General features: G+C 42.1%; 16 protein-coding genes and 2 pseudogenes. 1 reads left to right on the forward strand and 17 read right to left on the reverse strand.

What is annotated here, in order from left to right; all coding sequences use genetic code 11:
- From HT724_RS07955 to HT724_RS08010, 12 genes are all read right to left on the reverse strand, one after another.
- Positions 1 to 225, reverse strand: a 225-nt coding sequence (locus tag HT724_RS07955; protein WP_345890313.1) for a hypothetical protein, incomplete at its 3' end; no start/stop codon positions are given.
- Positions 226 to 231: 6 nt separating this feature from the next.
- Entirely contained in the window at positions 232 to 1,047 is an 816-nt protein-coding gene (locus tag HT724_RS07960) for an ABC transporter substrate-binding protein (RefSeq protein WP_173275028.1), read from the reverse strand.
- 156 nt (positions 1,048 to 1,203) lie between these two features.
- Positions 1,204 to 1,857, reverse strand: coding sequence for a phosphate signaling complex protein PhoU (phoU, locus tag HT724_RS07965; protein WP_173275026.1), 654 nt, complete (start codon positions 1,855 to 1,857; stop codon positions 1,204 to 1,206).
- Positions 1,858 to 1,868: 11 nt separating this feature from the next.
- Positions 1,869 to 2,627, reverse strand: a complete 759-nt coding sequence (pstB, locus tag HT724_RS07970; RefSeq protein WP_000133484.1) for a phosphate ABC transporter ATP-binding protein PstB — start codon at positions 2,625 to 2,627, stop codon at positions 1,869 to 1,871.
- A 12-nt stretch (positions 2,628 to 2,639) separates the two neighbouring features.
- Positions 2,640 to 3,443, reverse strand: coding sequence for a phosphate ABC transporter ATP-binding protein PstB (pstB, locus tag HT724_RS07975; RefSeq protein ID WP_000049848.1), 804 nt, complete (start codon positions 3,441 to 3,443; stop codon positions 2,640 to 2,642).
- A 10-nt stretch (positions 3,444 to 3,453) separates the two neighbouring features.
- Positions 3,454 to 4,338: a phosphate ABC transporter permease PstA gene (pstA, locus tag HT724_RS07980; RefSeq protein ID WP_000543046.1), complete on the reverse strand. Its 885-nt coding sequence runs from the start codon at positions 4,336 to 4,338 to the stop codon at positions 3,454 to 3,456.
- Positions 4,328 to 5,245, reverse strand: a complete 918-nt coding sequence (pstC, locus tag HT724_RS07985) for a phosphate ABC transporter permease subunit PstC (protein ID WP_173275023.1) — start codon at positions 5,243 to 5,245, stop codon at positions 4,328 to 4,330. Before pstC ends, pstA begins: the two co-directional genes overlap by 11 nt.
- The gene (locus HT724_RS07990; protein WP_120770365.1) at positions 5,245 to 6,123 is read right to left on the reverse strand and encodes a phosphate ABC transporter substrate-binding protein PstS family protein; all 879 of its coding nucleotides are present in this window, start codon (positions 6,121 to 6,123) and stop codon (positions 5,245 to 5,247) included. Before HT724_RS07990 ends, pstC begins: the two co-directional genes overlap by 1 nt.
- 325 nt (positions 6,124 to 6,448) lie before the next feature.
- Positions 6,449 to 7,753, reverse strand: a complete 1,305-nt coding sequence (locus HT724_RS07995) for an RsmF rRNA methyltransferase first C-terminal domain-containing protein (protein WP_173275020.1) — start codon at positions 7,751 to 7,753, stop codon at positions 6,449 to 6,451.
- Complete coding sequence (locus tag HT724_RS08000; RefSeq protein ID WP_173275017.1) at positions 7,754 to 8,527, reverse strand: inositol monophosphatase family protein; 774 nt, start codon at positions 8,525 to 8,527, stop codon at positions 7,754 to 7,756.
- Positions 8,517 to 8,795 (reverse strand): UPF0223 family protein, encoded by a 279-nt coding sequence (locus tag HT724_RS08005; protein WP_173275014.1) that lies wholly within the window; start codon positions 8,793 to 8,795, stop codon positions 8,517 to 8,519. The genes HT724_RS08000 and HT724_RS08005 overlap by 11 nt, the downstream gene beginning before the upstream one ends.
- The gene (locus HT724_RS08010) at positions 8,795 to 9,196 is read right to left on the reverse strand and encodes a Spx/MgsR family RNA polymerase-binding regulatory protein (protein ID WP_000631259.1); all 402 of its coding nucleotides are present in this window, start codon (positions 9,194 to 9,196) and stop codon (positions 8,795 to 8,797) included. The genes HT724_RS08005 and HT724_RS08010 overlap by 1 nt, the downstream gene beginning before the upstream one ends.
- Before the next feature lie 157 nt (positions 9,197 to 9,353).
- Between HT724_RS08010 and HT724_RS08015 the strand changes: the two are divergent.
- A pseudogene (locus tag HT724_RS08015) lies at positions 9,354 to 10,660 on the forward strand (transposase).
- Between the two features lie 103 nt (positions 10,661 to 10,763).
- Here HT724_RS08015 and HT724_RS08020 read toward each other — a convergent pair.
- From HT724_RS08020 to HT724_RS08040, 5 genes and pseudogenes are all read right to left on the reverse strand, one after another.
- Positions 10,764 to 11,621: a bifunctional methylenetetrahydrofolate dehydrogenase/methenyltetrahydrofolate cyclohydrolase gene (locus tag HT724_RS08020; RefSeq protein ID WP_173275011.1), complete on the reverse strand. Its 858-nt coding sequence runs from the start codon at positions 11,619 to 11,621 to the stop codon at positions 10,764 to 10,766.
- A gap of 177 nt (positions 11,622 to 11,798) precedes the next feature.
- Positions 11,799 to 12,533 (reverse strand): amino acid ABC transporter ATP-binding protein, encoded by a 735-nt coding sequence (locus HT724_RS08025; RefSeq protein ID WP_173275008.1) that lies wholly within the window; start codon positions 12,531 to 12,533, stop codon positions 11,799 to 11,801.
- Entirely contained in the window at positions 12,533 to 13,216 is a 684-nt protein-coding gene (locus tag HT724_RS08030) for an amino acid ABC transporter permease (protein WP_001011642.1), read from the reverse strand. The genes HT724_RS08025 and HT724_RS08030 overlap by 1 nt, the downstream gene beginning before the upstream one ends.
- A 99-nt stretch (positions 13,217 to 13,315) precedes the next feature.
- A pseudogene (locus tag HT724_RS08035) lies at positions 13,316 to 13,716 on the reverse strand (helix-turn-helix domain-containing protein); the annotation flags it as partial.
- A gap of 72 nt (positions 13,717 to 13,788) precedes the next feature.
- Positions 13,789 to 15,048: a TRZ/ATZ family protein gene (locus HT724_RS08040; RefSeq protein WP_173275005.1), complete on the reverse strand. Its 1,260-nt coding sequence runs from the start codon at positions 15,046 to 15,048 to the stop codon at positions 13,789 to 13,791.
- Between the last annotated feature and the right edge of the window lie 139 nt (positions 15,049 to 15,187).

A 15,187-nucleotide genomic window follows, 5' to 3' on the forward strand; every position in this document is an offset into this window, starting at 1 on the left:
TGAGCTAACTTCGTCAGTTCTATCTGCAACCTCAAAACGGTGTTTTGAGCTGACTTCGTCAGTTCTATCTGCAACCTCAAAACGGTGTTTTGAGCTGACTTCGTCAGTTCTATCTGCAACCTCAAAACGGTGTTTTGAGCTGACTTCGTCAGTCTTATCTACAACCTCAAAACAGTGTTTTGAGCAGCCTGCGGCTAGTTTCCTAGTTTGCTCTTTGATTTTCATTGAGTATTATTCTTCAACTTCTGTTAAGGTTGCTGCCTTTTCAAGATATTTTTGGTAGGTACCGTCATCCTTGAGTTTTTGGATGACCTTGTCCACCACTTCTTTCAAATCAGCACTATTTTTTCTAAGGGCAACTGCATTGGCTTCGCCGTCCTTCATCTTCAAGCTGACAGTTGCGACAGCTAGATCCGCATTTTTAGCAGCATAGCTAAGGGCAACAGGCTCATCCATGTGAACAGCATCAACTTTTCCAGCTTGCAATTCATTGACAGCTTCACCCATATTAGTTAGGGAAGTTAATTGAGCTTTTGGCAATTGTTCCTTGACCATTGATTCTGGAACAGTCCCTTTTTGGGCTGCAATATTAGCACTTTCTAAGCTAGTTAAATCCTTGTATTTTTCCACATCAGCCTTACGAACCAAGAAACTAATCTTGTTTTCATAGTAAGGGATTGAAAAATCAAAGACTTCTTTTCTCTCATCAGTAGCGCTAATTCCTGCGACCGCTAGGTCAGCCTTACCAGTTTGAAGACTAGTCAAGACATTATCAAAACTCATGCTTGAAATTTCCAACTTCACCCCAAGTTCATCAGCGATAGCTTGGGCCATATCAATATCCGCACCGACTACCTGGTTTTTTCCGTCAACTAAGGATTGGAATTCAAAAGGTGCATAGTCAGGACTAGTCGCCACTACCAATTTCCCCTTTTGCTTAATGGCTTCAACAGCTGACTGAGAACCATTAGAACCCGACTGGCAAGCTACTAAGAAGAAACTTGCAAGAAAACTACATAAAACAAATATCCATTTTTTTAATTTCATAAATAAACAACCTCTCTGTTGATTTTGTATAATTATAACGCTATCCAAGTTACTTGTCAAGTGTTTTTGAATTTTTATCTTAAAAATATTTTTTTCATTCAAGAAAAGGAGCTATCAGTTGATTTCAAGCTCCTTTTTATACAGAATGAACCTATTTTATAGTTCGACAATCTTACCTGTTTCAAAGTAAACAACCCATTCACAGATATTTTTGGCATAGTCCCCAATACGTTCCAAGAAGGCAATCACTTGGAAGTAATCACGACCTGTAACAATGGCATCAGGATTTTTCTTGATTTCTTCTGTAGCCAAGTCACGAATGCGATCAAAGTAATGGTTGATTTTTTCGTCCATGGCTGCTACTTCATAGGCCTGGTCTACTGAACCATTCAGATAGAGTTCAAGGGCTGCTTCAACGAAGTTCTTGACATCGCGCCCCATTCTCTTGATTTCTTCTTCAACAGCTGGGATACGTTGCTCCCCTTTCATACGAATTGCCGCTTTGGCAATGGAAACGGCATGGTCGCCCATACGTTCCAAGTCAGATACAGCCTTCAAGACTGTCAAAACAGTACGCAAATCTTGAGAAACTGGTTGTTGAAGGGCAATCATTTCAAATGATTTCTTCTCCAATTTCACTTCGTATTCGTTTACTTCTGCATCGTCTTCGATGACTTCCTTGGCCAAATCAAGGTCATGCGTAACAAAGGCACGCACCGTACGATTGATTTGGGATAGCACTTCTTGTCCCATAGCGTAGAACTGGTTGTGCAATTTCTCTAAATCTTCTTCAAATTGAGAACGTAACATCATTTATCTCCTTATCCAAATTTTCCTGAAATATAATCTTCTGTTTCCTTGTGTTGTGGGTTGAGGAACATCTTCTTGGTATCGTTAAACTCAATCAAATCTCCATCAAGGAAAAACCCTGTCTTGTCAGAGATACGAGAGGCTTGTTGCATGGAACGTGTAACCAAGAGCATGGTGTATTTATCTTTTAGACCATACAAGGTTTCCTCAATCTTACCGGCCGAGATAGGGTCCAAGGCTGAAGTCGGTTCATCCAAGAGGATGATTTTAGGACTGGTTGCCAAGACACGTGCAACGCAGACACGTTGTTGTTGTCCACCTGAAAGCCCGATAGCTGAATCATGCAGGCGATCCTTGACCTCATCCCAGATAGAAGCTCGTTGTAGGGCTTTTTCTACTGCTTCATCCAGAACCTGCTTGTCCTTCACCCCATTGATACGAAGCCCATAAACAACGTTTTCGTAGATAGACATAGGGAAAGGGTTTGGTTGTTGGAAAACCATGCCGATTTCCTTACGCAATTCAACTGTATCTGTACGCGGGCTGTAGATGTTGTGGCCGTTGTAAACCACCGAACCAGTTGTAGTCACCTCTGGATTGAGATCCCCCATGCGGTTGATAGCCTTGAGGAGGGTTGATTTCCCTGATCCAGATGGACCAATCAAGGCTGTGATTTCCTTGGGTTGGAAAGATAAGGAAACACTATTCAAGGCCTTCTTTTGATTGTAGTAAACGGACAGGTCTGACACCTGTAAAATCGCTTCTGTCATACTGTTTCCTTTCTATCCAAAGTGTCCTGTTACGTAGTCATTGGTTGACTGTAGTTTGGCATTTTGGAAAATATTAGAGGTCTTATCGTACTCGATCAAGTCGCCCAAGTAGAAAAACCCTGTGTAGTCACTAGCACGCGCAGCCTGCTGCATACTGTGGGTCACGATGATGATGGTAAAGTCCTTCTTCAATTCCAACATGGTTTCTTCCAGCTGGGCTGTCGCAATCGGATCCAAGGCTGACGCAGGTTCATCCATCAAGAGGATATCTGGTTTAACAGAGATAGCACGAGCGATACAAAGACGTTGCTGCTGACCACCTGATAGGGTCAAGGCTGACTTGTGCAAATCGTCCTTGACCTGATCCCAAAGGGCAGCCTGACGAAGAGAAGTTTCCACAATTTCATCCAAGACTTGCTTGTCCTTAACTCCTGCACGTTCATGGGCAAAAGTAATATTTCGGTAGATAGACTTGGCAAAGGGATTTGGCCGTTGGAAGACCATTCCAATGTGCTTACGCATTTCATAAACATTGATTTCTGGACGATTAACATCAATCCCTTGATAGAGAATTTGACCTGTGACCTTGGCAATATCAATGGTATCATTCATACGGTTGAGACTGCGGAGGTAGGTTGATTTTCCTGAACCAGAAGGGCCAATTAAGGCTGTAATTTTATTTTTTTCAAATTGCATATCGATACCCTTGATGGATTCATTTTTACCGTAGTAAACATGTAAATCCTTAGTAGAGAGGGCCACTTTCTCTTCAGGAAAGGTGATGATATGCTTTTCATCCCAATTATATTTTGACATGGCTTCTCCTTTAGGCAGCGGTTAATTTCTTATGTAGGTAGCTTCCGAGTTTGCGAGCTCCAAAGTTAAAGATGAGGATAAAGATGAGGAGCACGGCGGCAGAACCTGCTGATACGATGGTTCCATCTGGAATAGTTCCTTCACTATTGACCTTCCAGATGTGGACAGCTAAGGTTTCTGCTTGACGGAAGATTGAGATTGGGCTAGTCACACTAAGAATATTCCAGTTAGACCAGTCTAGTGCTGGTGCAGATTGTCCTGCAGTATAGATGAGAGCAGCCGCCTCACCAAAGATACGGCCAGAGGCCAGGACAACCCCCGTCACAATACCTGGAAGGGCTTCTGGAATGACCACATGAACCACAGTCTCCCAACGAGAAATCCCAAGGGCCAAGCCGGCCTCACGTTGCGTATGGTGAACGTGTTTCAAGCTGTCCTCAACATTACGAGTCATCTGAGGCAGGTTAAAGACCGTCAAGGCCAAGGCACCTGAAATGATTGAAAATCCATACTCAAACTGAACTACAAAGATCAAGTAACCAAAGAGACCTACAACCACTGATGGCAATGAAGATAAGATTTCAATACAGGTTCTGACAAAATTGGTCACAGGACCTTTTTTAGCATATTCAGCTAGGAAAATCCCAGCCCCCATAGATAAAGGCACAGAGATAATCAGGGTAATGACCAAAAGGAAGAAGGAATTATAGAGCTGAATTCCAATCCCTCCGCCTGCTTGGTAAGAAGATGATTTGCCAGTCAAGAAAGACCAAGAGATGTGGGGCAAACCACGAACCAAGATATAAAGAATCAAGGATGCCAAGATGGCAACGATAATTCCTGCAATTGAGTAGAGGACAGCTGTTGCAATTTTATCTAATTTCTTAGCGTGCATAGTTTTTCTTTCCTCTTTCTTTCGTAATCAATTTAATCACACTGTTGAAGGCCAAACTCATCAAGAGCAAGACTAAGGCCAAGGACCAGAGAACGTTATTGTCAACAGTTCCCATAACGGTATTTCCGATACCCATGGTCAAGACAGAGGTCAAGGTCGCAGCAGGTGTTGTCAATGAAGTTGGGACAACGGCTGAGTTTCCGACCACCATCTGAATGGCTAAGGCCTCACCAAAGGCACGCGCCATCCCAAAGACCACTGCAGTGAAAATCCCAGAACGCGCTGCCTTCAAGATCACGCGCCAGATGGTTTGCCAGCGAGTGGCCCCCATAGCCAAACTAGCTTCGCGGTAGTGACGAGGCACCGCACGCAAACTATCGGTTGTCATAAAGGTTACCGTCGGTAAAATCATGACAAAGAGAACGAAAATCCCTGACAAAATCCCAAAACCAGTTCCACCAAAGACACTACGGACAAAGGGAACTACGACCTGCAAACCGATAAATCCATACACGACGGAAGGAATTCCGACCAGCAATTCAATAGCTGGTTGCAAGATTCTAGCACCCTTTGGTGATACTTCTGTCATAAAGACTGCCGCACCGATGGCAAAAGGAGTTGCGATAAGAGCTGATAGGATTGTGACAATAAAGGAACCCAAAATCATTGGAAGCGCACCAAATTGTTTACCTGAAGGATTCCAAATTTGGCCAAAGAGGAAATCAAAGATATTAACCCCATTTACAAAGAAGGTCGACAAACCTTTTTGGGCTACGAAAATCAAAATCATGGCCACAATGATAACAATCAAAGACAGACAGGCAAAGGTCAAGCCTTTTCCAAGTTTCTCTAAACGAGAGTTCTTTGAGGGAGAAAGTAATTTTTTAGCTAATTCTTCTTGATTCATTATTGACTCCCTTCTAGTGCTGTCACCGTTCCTACAGCATCTTTTTCAACCTTCATTTCCTTGACAGAAATATAGCCCATTCCCTTAACGATTCCACTTTGCGCTTCATCTGAGAGGACAAAGTTGAGAAACTCTGCCACCAATTCATTTGGCTGACCTAGGGTGTACATGTGTTCATAAGACCACAAAGGCCAGTTATTGCTTGTAACATTTTCTGCAATCGGCTCATAGCCATTCAACTTCATACGTTTAACTGAGTCATCCACATAGGCAAAGGCTAAGTAAGAAATGGCTCCTGGTGTCTGGGAAACAATGTTTTTGACCATCCCATTTGAATCCTGTTCTTGACTCTGCACAGCAGATTGACCATCCATGACAACACTATCAAAGGTTGCACGTGAACCAGAACTTGCCGCGCGGTTGATAATGGAAATGGCTAGGTCTTTCCCACCGACTTCTTTCCAGTTGGTCACTTGACCTGTGAAGATGCTACGGAGTTGTTCAGTTGTCAGATTTTCAACGTCAACTTCCTTGTTTACAATCACTGCCAAGCCCGCTACGGCTACCTTATGGTCCACTAGAGCGGATGCGTTGATACCGTCTTTTTCCTCGGCAAATACGTCTGAATTTCCTACATCAACGGCTCCAGACTGAACCTGAGACAGACCTGTACCAGATCCTCCACCTTGGACGTTGACTGTTTTTCCAACGTGCAAAGAGCCAAATTCATCTGCTGCTGCTTCGACCAAGGGCTGAAGAGCCGTTGAGCCAACAGCTGTCATGGATTCCCCACGATCAATCCAGCTAGCACATCCCGCCAAAGAACCTGCCAGCAAAAGAGCTGCAAGGGATAGAGCGAGTTTTTTCCTTTTTTTCACTGTTTTTCTCCTTGAAAATAATGGTGAATGCTGTGAATTTTTTCAACTATTTATTTATGTTTTTCTTTTGATAATTGGGAGCCAACTAAAGTTCTTATACTAAATGAAAATCAAAGAGCAAACTAGGAAACTAGCCGCAGGCTGTACTTGAGTACGGCAAGGCGACGTTGACGCGGTTTGAATTTGATTTTCGAAGAGTATTAGCTTGGTTTAACTAGAAATTTGCTTAGTTACCTTTCCACCAATTTTGACTTAAAATGAAAGACAATTTGAAAAAAATCCATACTTCCACTATAACATAGACAAGCTACTTTGACTAGCATTTTCACTTGAATCTAAGGCCTTTTGGAAAATAATTTTTCAAAACATTTCCAGTCACCTTTCCAAAGCCCAAGCCATTTCCTTTAACCAAAACTTGGTACCAACCATTTGGCAGACTTTCCGACAGCTGAACGGTTTCTCCAGCGACATACTTTACAAACGCTTCTTGGTCAATTTCAACTGATTGCTTTACCTGTCTCGGTTTCAAGGCTAGACCAAGAGCAAAACTAGGCTCAAAGCGTTTCTTCTTAAAGGTCCCTAGATGCAGTCCATTGCGCGCAATCTTGAGTTTCCCTAAATCTGGCAAAAGTTCTGGCAGGAGATAGAGTTGGTCACCAAAAGTCTGCAAGATTCCCCTTAGATTGACCTTCAAATGTTTTTGGGCAAATTCCTGCCACAAGACAACTTGTTCACGACTGAGATTGCTCTTACTTGCCTTACATTTTGGTGCTGGATTGTCACCTTTAAATTGCAAATGGGCTACAAATTGCCCCTCTCCCTTAAACTGATGAGGGTACATCCGAGCCGTTTCTGGCAGGTCAATACCAGCTACCATTCCATTGATATGCTCTACTGGCAACAAATCAAAATCATACTCCTCCAGCAACCAATTGACAATCTCTTCGTTTTCCTCAGGTGCCCAGGTACAGGTTGAATAAACCAAGCGACCACCTTCAGCTAGCATGGTTACTGCATCTTCCAGAATTTCTCTTTGCAAACTAGCACATTGACTCGGATAATCTAAGCTCCAATAGTCCATAGCATCTGGTTGCTTACGAAACATTCCTTCACCCGAGCAAGGGGCATCAAGGACAATGAGGTCAAAATAGCCCTTAAAAACCTTGGCCAAGCGGTCAGCAGATTCATTGGTCACCACGACATTTGTCGCTCCAAAGCGCTCCATGTTTTCTACTAAAATCTTAGCCCGTTTGCTTGAAATTTCATTGGAGACGAGAAGACCCTCCCCTGCTAGATAGGCTGCCAGCTGAGTTGATTTTCCACCCGGTGCAGCAGCCAAATCCAAGACCTTCATCCCAGGACTGGGCTTGGCTACCTGAGCCACCATCTGAGCAGCGGGTTCTTGCGAATAAACTAAACCTGTAGCATGCTCAGGCGATTTCCCTGAAACCTTACCATAGTGGCCCCAAGGGGTTTGAGGAATGGCATCAGAAAAGGAAACTGGCGCTTCTTTTAAAGGATTGACCCGAAAGGCCGAAACCGCTTCCTCCTCAAAAGAGGCAAGAAAATCTCTTGCCTCATCTCCTAGTATCTTTTCATATTTTTCAACAAATCCTTCTGGAAATTGCATTTAAGTTCTTTTCCTTTCGTAAATATAGGACTGAATTTCCTCCTGCATCTCAAGAGGCACCATCATGACCGCCTGTCTGGTTTGAAAATCAGGAGTTTCACCAGAAAGAGTCACAACCTCATAGCCCAGACTTTCCCCTAAAATACTAGCCGCAGCATAATCCCATGGTTGCAGATAGGTGATATAGGTCAACAAACGCCCTGACAAAATCTTGGCAAAACTAATAGCCGCACTCCCATAGACACGAACACCGAGGACCGCTCGACTCAAATCAGCCAGCCCCCATTCATTGGTTTCCAGCATGCCACTATTGCCTGCAATGAGAAAATCTCCAAGTGGTTTGGCTTTAAAGGGAGCTAGGAGCTTATCGTTTCGGCAAACCGGAAATTCCCCACCACCGTGGTAACAATCCCCTTTGATTACATCATAAATCAGACCAAACTGTCCCTGACCATTTTCAAAATAAGCCATCATGACAGCAAAATCTTCCTGCTGAGCCACAAAATTATTGGTACCATCAATGGGATCAATGACCCAAACCTTGCCCTCTTGAACCGAGGCTCGCAGACAACCTTCTTCAGCACAAATCTTATCCTCAGGATAACGAGACAAAATCTCACCAACCAAGAGCTCCTGAACTTCCTTGTCCAGTCTGGTCACTAAATCTGTTGGAGAGGACTTGGTCTCAACACGCAAGTCTTCCTGCATATGGTCAAGGATGTACTGGCCCGCCCTCTTGACAAGCTCTTTGGCAAATTCAAATTTACTTTCCAAGAGAAATCTTTCCTTCCCCTTTTTCCTTGGCAGCCTGAACCGCTCGGTAAAGCGAATAGCCACTAACTGTTTCAAATTCTCGTCCCAAACGTTTTTCTTCGCTCTTACTTGGCACAACCGCTTTGAATCCCTTATAGGAGCCCAGTAACTTTTGAGCCTCTACCTTGCCTTCATAGGCAGCTTCAACATCATTAAAAAAAGAAAGCACTGAAGCAAGTTCTTCAGTGCTCCACGACAAATCTAGTGGGTAACTATACTGTTTGTTCATTAACTAATACCAGCTCTCATTCTTGCTTCTTTTAGTTCTTGCTTACGATAACTACGAGGGAGAAAAGCACGAATCTCATCTTCATTAAAACCAATCTGCATGCGTTTAGCATCGATAATAATTGGACGACGCAAAAGACTAGGATACTGCTCAATCAAATGAAGCAATTCCGATACCGAAATACTCTCTACATCAATATTCAATTTTTGAAAAATTTTTGAACGAGTTGAAATGATGTCATCAGTACCATTTTCGGTCAAGGAAAGGATGTGTTGCAATTCTTTTCTTGTTAAAGGACTGGTCATAATATTGTGTTCCACAAAGGGAACCTTATGTTTTTCTAACCAGGCCTTCGCCTTACGACATGATGTACAGCTCGGTGATAAAAATAGTGTAATCATGCTTTTCTCTTCTTATCTATACTTTGCTACTTCTATTATACAAAAAAATAAAGCGCTTGACTAGGGATTTTTAGAAAAAAAGCCTATTTTGTTGTAGAAAAAAAGTCCCATAAGATCTATAATGAAAAGCGACAAAACCATCATTAGAAAGAATCCTATGGAACAATTATATTTTATCACAAAACTTCTTGATATCAAAGACCCAAATATCCAAATTATAGATATCGTTAATAGGGATACTCACAAAGAAATCTTCGCTAAACTGGACTATGACGCCCCGTCTTGCCCTGAGTACAGAAGTCAAATGAAGAAATATGACTTTCAAAAACCATCTAAGCTCCCTTACCTCGAAACAACTGGTATACCTACTAGAATTCTCCTTAGAAAACACCGTTTTAACTGCTATCAGTGCTCAAAAATGATGGTTGCTGAGACTCCTCTAGTAAAGAAAAATCATCAAATCCCTCGTATCATCAACCAAAAAATTGCTCAGAAGCTGATTGAAAAAACTTCTATGACCGATATTGCTCATCAGCTTGGCATTTCAACTTCAACTGTCATTCGAAAGCTCAATGACTTTCACTTTAAGCATGATTTTTCTCGGCTTCCAAAGACTATGTCTTGGGATGAGTACTCCTTTACCAAGGGATAGATGAGTTTCATTGCGCAAGATTTTGACAATATCAATATCATCACTGTTCTTGAGGGACGAACACAAGCTATTATTCGAAGTCGCTTTCTTCGCTACGATAGAGCCGTTCCTTGTCAGGTGAAAATCATTACTATGGATATGTTTAGCCCTTACTATGACTTAGCTAAACAGCTTCGCTTTCGAATTTCTAGGCTCAGGCTGAAACAGTCTCCCAGACTGTTTCACTCCCATGTGCTAAAATCGTTCTAGATTGCTTCCACATTGTACAACATCTCAGCCGTGCTATGAGTCGTTTGCGTGTCCAAATCATGAATCAGTTTGAACGAAAATCTCATGAATACAAGCCTATCAAACGCTACTGGAAACTCATCCAACAGGATAGTCGTAAACTCAGCGATAAACGTTTTTATCGCCCTACTTTTCGCATGCACTTGACGAATAAAGAGATTTTAGACAAGCTTTTTAGCTATTCAGAGGACTTGAAACACCACTATCATCTCTACCAGCTCCTGCTTTTTCACTTTCAGAACAAGGAGGCAGACAAATTTTTCGGACTCATTGAGGACAATCTTAAGCTGGTTCATCCTCTTTTTCAGACTGTTTTTAAAACCTTTATCAAGGACAAAGAGAAAACTGTCAACGCTCTTCAACTACCCTATTCTAACGCAAAATTGGAAGCCACTAATAATCTCATCAAGCTTATCAAGCGCAATGCCTTTGGTTTTCGGAACTTTGAAAACTTCAAAAAAAGGATTTTTATCGCTCTGAACATTAAAAAAGAAAGGACAAAATTTGTCCTTTCTAGATCTTAGCTTTTCATCAACCCACTACAGTTGACAAAGAGCCAATTTAATACTCATTTCTGCCATTTCAGATATAGCTATAGAAAATACACTCTCTTCAGCGATTTTTCTCTTATTTTCTATCCAATGTCCGAACTGCCGCTTGATAGGTTTGCTCCATCAGCATGGTAATGGTCATAGGACCGACACCTCCAGGGACTGGCGTGATATGGCTAGCAAGTGGTGCAACTGTCTCATAATCCACATCTCCACAAAGCTTACCATTTTCATCGCGGTTCATTCCAACGTCAATGACTACCGCACCTGGTTTGACAAAGTCAGCAGTCACAAACTTGGCGCGACCAATTGCAACCACAAGAATATCCGCTTTAGCAGCCACCTTGGCGAGATTATGGGTGCGTGAGTGGGTCAAGGTCACTGTTGCATTCTTGGCCAAAAGAAGCTGAGCCATGGGTTTTCCAACGATATTGGAACGACCGATGACGACCGCATTTTTACCTTCCAAATCAATCCCATATTCATGAAACATTTCCATAATTCCTGCAGGTGTCGAAGGAATCATGACTGGATGACCAGACCAAAGGCGTCCCATATTTAGAGGATGGAAACCATCCACATCCTTTTCTGGGTCAATAGCCAATAGAACCGCCTCTTCATCAATGTGTTTTGGTAATGGCAACTGGACCAAAATCCCATGCCAAGCTGGATCCTGATTGTATTTAGCAATCAGGTCTAACAATTCCTCTTGAGTAATGGTCTCTGGAACTCGCACTACTTCGCTACGGAAACCAGCCGCAAGAGCTGACCTCTCCTTGTTGCGAACGTAAACTTGGCTGGCTGGATTGTCCCCAACCAAAATCACTACCAAACCAGGCACTAGACCTGTTTCTTCCTTTAATTTTGCAGTCTTTTCAGCCAACTGCCCCTGCAATTTGGCCGCTAAAGCTTTCCCATCAATAATCTGTGTCATATCACTTCTCTTTTCTTTCAAATATCTTCCATTATACCAAAAACTGTTGGTCCCCTCTAACACTTCTTTCCTAGGCTATCCTATAGTTTCAAACTATAAGAAAAAGCTCTGGTTGAGCTTTTCATTAATCTATATTTTATATGTAAAGTTGACTACAAATAGCTAAACAAAGCTAACTTATAAAACCTTACTCAAGAAATCTTTAGTCCGTTGTTCTTTGGTTTGTTCAAAAATCTGCTCAGGTGTCCCATCTTCAACAACCACACCGTCTGCCATAAAGATAACACGATCTGCCACCTCACGGGCAAATCCCATTTCATGTGTTACGATAACCATGGTCATTCCTGACTTGGCAAGGTCTTGCATAACAGCTAGAACTTCTCCAACCATCTCAGGGTCCAAGGCTGAAGTTGGCTCATCAAAGAGCAAAACATCTGGTTCCATGGCCAACCCACGCGCGATGGCAATCCGTTGTTGCTGGCCACCTGACAAACTCTGTGGATAAGCGTCTGCCTTATCTGGTAAACCAACTTTTTCCAACAGCTCTTGGGCTCTCTTCTCAGCCACTGTCTTGCTCTCACCTTTGGTCTTGATAGGTGACAAGGTGATATTTTCCATCACAGTCATATTAGGAAAGAGATTGAATTGTTGGAAAACCATGCCCATCTTCTCACGCATGGCAAACAGGTCATTCTTCTTGTCCGTAATATCAACTCCCTCAAAGATAACCTTCCCTTTTGTTGCTTCTTCCAACAGATTCATAGAGCGAAGCAAGGTAGATTTCCCGCTCCCTGAAGGACCGATGATAACGACAACTTCTCCTCTTTTAATCTCGAGGTTGATGCCCTTCAATACTTCATTCTTTCCAAATGATTTATGTAAATTTTCAATTTTTATCAAGGTTTCTGTCATTATTTCTTATCTCCTTGTCCCATGCGTTTTTCAAAAGCTTTCAAGGCTACTGTCAAAATAGAAGTCATAATCAAGTAATAAAAGGCTGCAAATAAAAGTGGTGTTAAAGGTAGATAGGTTGTTGTAGAAACTGTAGTAGCTCCGTTCCACAACTCCATAACACCGATAGCTGATAAGAGGGAACTATCCTTGATAATGGTGATAAATTCGTTCCCCAAAGCTGGCAAGATATTTTTGATTGCTTGTGGCAAAATCACATAGCGCATCGCATTTTTAGGACGAATCCCTAGCGAATAAGCCGCTTCTAGCTGACCTTTTGGAACAGCATTGATTCCGGCACGAACAGTCTCAGAAACATAAGCACCACTGTTCATAGAGATAATCAAAATCCCTGGAATCAAGCGAGAAAGATCGACACCCAAAATCCCAACCTGAATAGTCGGAGCATTGATATGCATAAGAGCAAAGGCAATCATAATCTGAACCATCATCGGTGTCCCACGGAAAATCCAAACGTACAAGTTGGCGAGCCAAACAAGCGGTTTAAACTTTGAACGTTGCCCAAAAGCCAAGACAACACCCAAAATAGTTCCCAAAAAGACAACACAGATAGAAATGAGAACCGTCACAACAGCCCCATAGTTAAAATAAGGTAAATACTTAGGTAAAAAAGAAAAATTCATAGTCACACTGCTTTCTAAAATAGAATACTGTATGATTATAACATGTATTGAATTAAAATTCAAACCTTTTATCCAATTTATTTAAAAATCTTTAAACCGATCCTGCTTGATTAACCCCAATTTTCCATGATGAATCCAGTAGTAAATGGTAGAAACGCCCACGTTAACCTCATTAGCCTTGACCATCATTTCAGGAGAAAACTTTTGATTATGATAGTGGAGAATCTTTTCCTTTAGTTCCTTGGTTAAGCTTAATTTCTTGATCGAGCGCTTGCGATTGCTTTCATAAGATTGTTGAGCATAGTCGGCAGAATAAACCTTTTTGAAGCGCCCTTTTCCAAGACATTGTAGGACTGTCTCACGCTTGATTTCAGTGTGGATAGTTTGAGGAGATTTTCCAAGCAGAGAGGCAATTTCTCTATTTGATTTTCCTTCTTTTTCCATCTTTCGATTAAGCGACGTCTATCGATTGTCAAATGAAATCGAAGACTAGCTATCAGCTAGTTGAACCATATAATTTTTAGGAGAGATGGGTGGCTAACTTCATTATAGAACTTTCAGTGATTTTTCTTTTAAAGTTCTACTGTTAGGACTTGACCTTGCTTAACTACTGGTTCTCCGGCAATATAGACATCATCTACATCACTGGACTTGACAGCATAAACCAGGTGAGAGAGCATATTTTCCTGAGGTTGGAGATGAATTTTGCCTTGTGGTTGAATGACCAGAAAATCTGCCTGTTTACCTACTTCCAGACTTCCTATCTGATTTTCCATTCCTAGGACCTTAGCCCCTTCGATTGTCAGTGCCTTGAGAGCTGTTTCGATAGGAAATTGGCTGGCATCTCCACTTTTCATCTTCTGAAGAAGGGCTGCTGTTCGTCCTTCCTCAAACATATCAAGGTTGTTGTTGGAAGCAACTGAATCTGTCGCAATTCCGACTGCTACTCCTGCTTTTTGGAGTTGGATGATTGGAGCAATCCCTGAGGCCAATTTGAGGTTACTAATAGGATTGTGAGCAATAGCTACTTGAGAAGTTGCTAAGCGTTCAATTTCTCGCTCATTTAATTCAACCCCGTGAGCAAAGACGGACGGATGATCTAAGTAACCCAGTTCTTCTAGAAAAGCAAGGGGGCGTTTGCCGTAGCGTTTCAGGATAACTCCTGATTCCTCCTTGGTCTCCGCCACATGGATATGGAGAGGAATATTTAGCTCTTTTGCCATGTCTAAACTCACTTGTAGCAAGTCTTGATTACAGCTGTAAGGAGAATGAGGAGCTACCATCACCTTGAAATTTGGATTTTTATATCCAATAATTTCCTCAATGATTGCTCGAGTTCTGCTTATCGTCTCAGCAGTTGTTTCTGCCTCTGAAGAAAAGAGGGTCGGTGAGAAATAACAACGCATCTTGGAAGCCTTGACTACCTGATAAATCTGCTCAATCTCCACTCCATTGGGATTATACATATCGTTAAAGGTTGTTGTTCCTGACTGGAGCATTTCTGTCAGAGCTTCTTTAACCGCCTTGGTAGTCATGTCTGGAGTAAACTCAGCTTCTGCAGGCCAGATATAATCATTGAGCCATTCATGAAGGTTGCTGTCATCTCGGATTCCTCGCAAACCTGTCATAGCAGAATGGGTGTGGCAATTGACCAATCCAGGCATAATCCAGGCTCCCTGATAGTCTATAATCTGCTCAGCTTGCTCTAAAATCTCTGGCTTCTCTTGACCGACATAGACAATTTGAGAATCCTTAACTGCTAAGATTCCATCCAAATAAACATGGAAATCTTGGTCACAAGTCACGATGTTTACATGCTGAAAGACTTTCATTATAGGCTCCTTTTCTAAAAGACAATTTATACTCTTCTAAAATCTCTTCAAACCACATCAGCTTCACCTTGGAGTAGATATATGTTACTGACTTCGTCAGTTCTATCCACAACCTCAAAACAGTGCTTTGAGCTGACTT

The organism is Streptococcus sp. k-402, from assembly GCF_013277515.1.
Taxonomy (GTDB): domain Bacteria; phylum Bacillota; class Bacilli; order Lactobacillales; family Streptococcaceae; genus Streptococcus.

What these genes read in the sequence shown, in the direction of transcription:
- HT724_RS08030 (WP_001011642.1), bottom strand. Translation starts at nt 13,216, where the DNA reads ATGAATTTTTCTTTTTTACCTAAGTATTTACCTTATTTTAACTATGGG.
- HT724_RS08005 (WP_173275014.1), bottom strand. Translation starts at nt 8,795, where the DNA reads ATGAACAAACAGTATAGTTACCCACTAGATTTGTCGTGGAGCACTGAA.
- HT724_RS07960 (WP_173275028.1), bottom strand. Translation starts at nt 1,047, where the DNA reads ATGAAATTAAAAAAATGGATATTTGTTTTATGTAGTTTTCTTGCAAGT.
- pstA (WP_000543046.1), bottom strand. Translation starts at nt 4,338, where the DNA reads ATGCACGCTAAGAAATTAGATAAAATTGCAACAGCTGTCCTCTACTCA.
- HT724_RS07995 (WP_173275020.1), bottom strand. Translation starts at nt 7,753, where the DNA reads ATGCAATTTCCAGAAGGATTTGTTGAAAAATATGAAAAGATACTAGGA.
- HT724_RS08010 (WP_000631259.1), bottom strand. Translation starts at nt 9,196, where the DNA reads ATGATTACACTATTTTTATCACCGAGCTGTACATCATGTCGTAAGGCG.
- phoU (WP_173275026.1), bottom strand. Translation starts at nt 1,857, where the DNA reads ATGTTACGTTCTCAATTTGAAGAAGATTTAGAGAAATTGCACAACCAG.
- HT724_RS08020 (WP_173275011.1), bottom strand. Translation starts at nt 11,621, where the DNA reads ATGACACAGATTATTGATGGGAAAGCTTTAGCGGCCAAATTGCAGGGG.
- HT724_RS08025 (WP_173275008.1), bottom strand. Translation starts at nt 12,533, where the DNA reads ATGACAGAAACCTTGATAAAAATTGAAAATTTACATAAATCATTTGGA.
- pstB (WP_000049848.1), bottom strand. Translation starts at nt 3,443, where the DNA reads ATGTCAAAATATAATTGGGATGAAAAGCATATCATCACCTTTCCTGAA.
- pstB (WP_000133484.1), bottom strand. Translation starts at nt 2,627, where the DNA reads ATGACAGAAGCGATTTTACAGGTGTCAGACCTGTCCGTTTACTACAAT.
- pstC (WP_173275023.1), bottom strand. Translation starts at nt 5,245, where the DNA reads ATGAATCAAGAAGAATTAGCTAAAAAATTACTTTCTCCCTCAAAGAAC.
- HT724_RS08040 (WP_173275005.1), bottom strand. Translation starts at nt 15,048, where the DNA reads ATGAAAGTCTTTCAGCATGTAAACATCGTGACTTGTGACCAAGATTTC.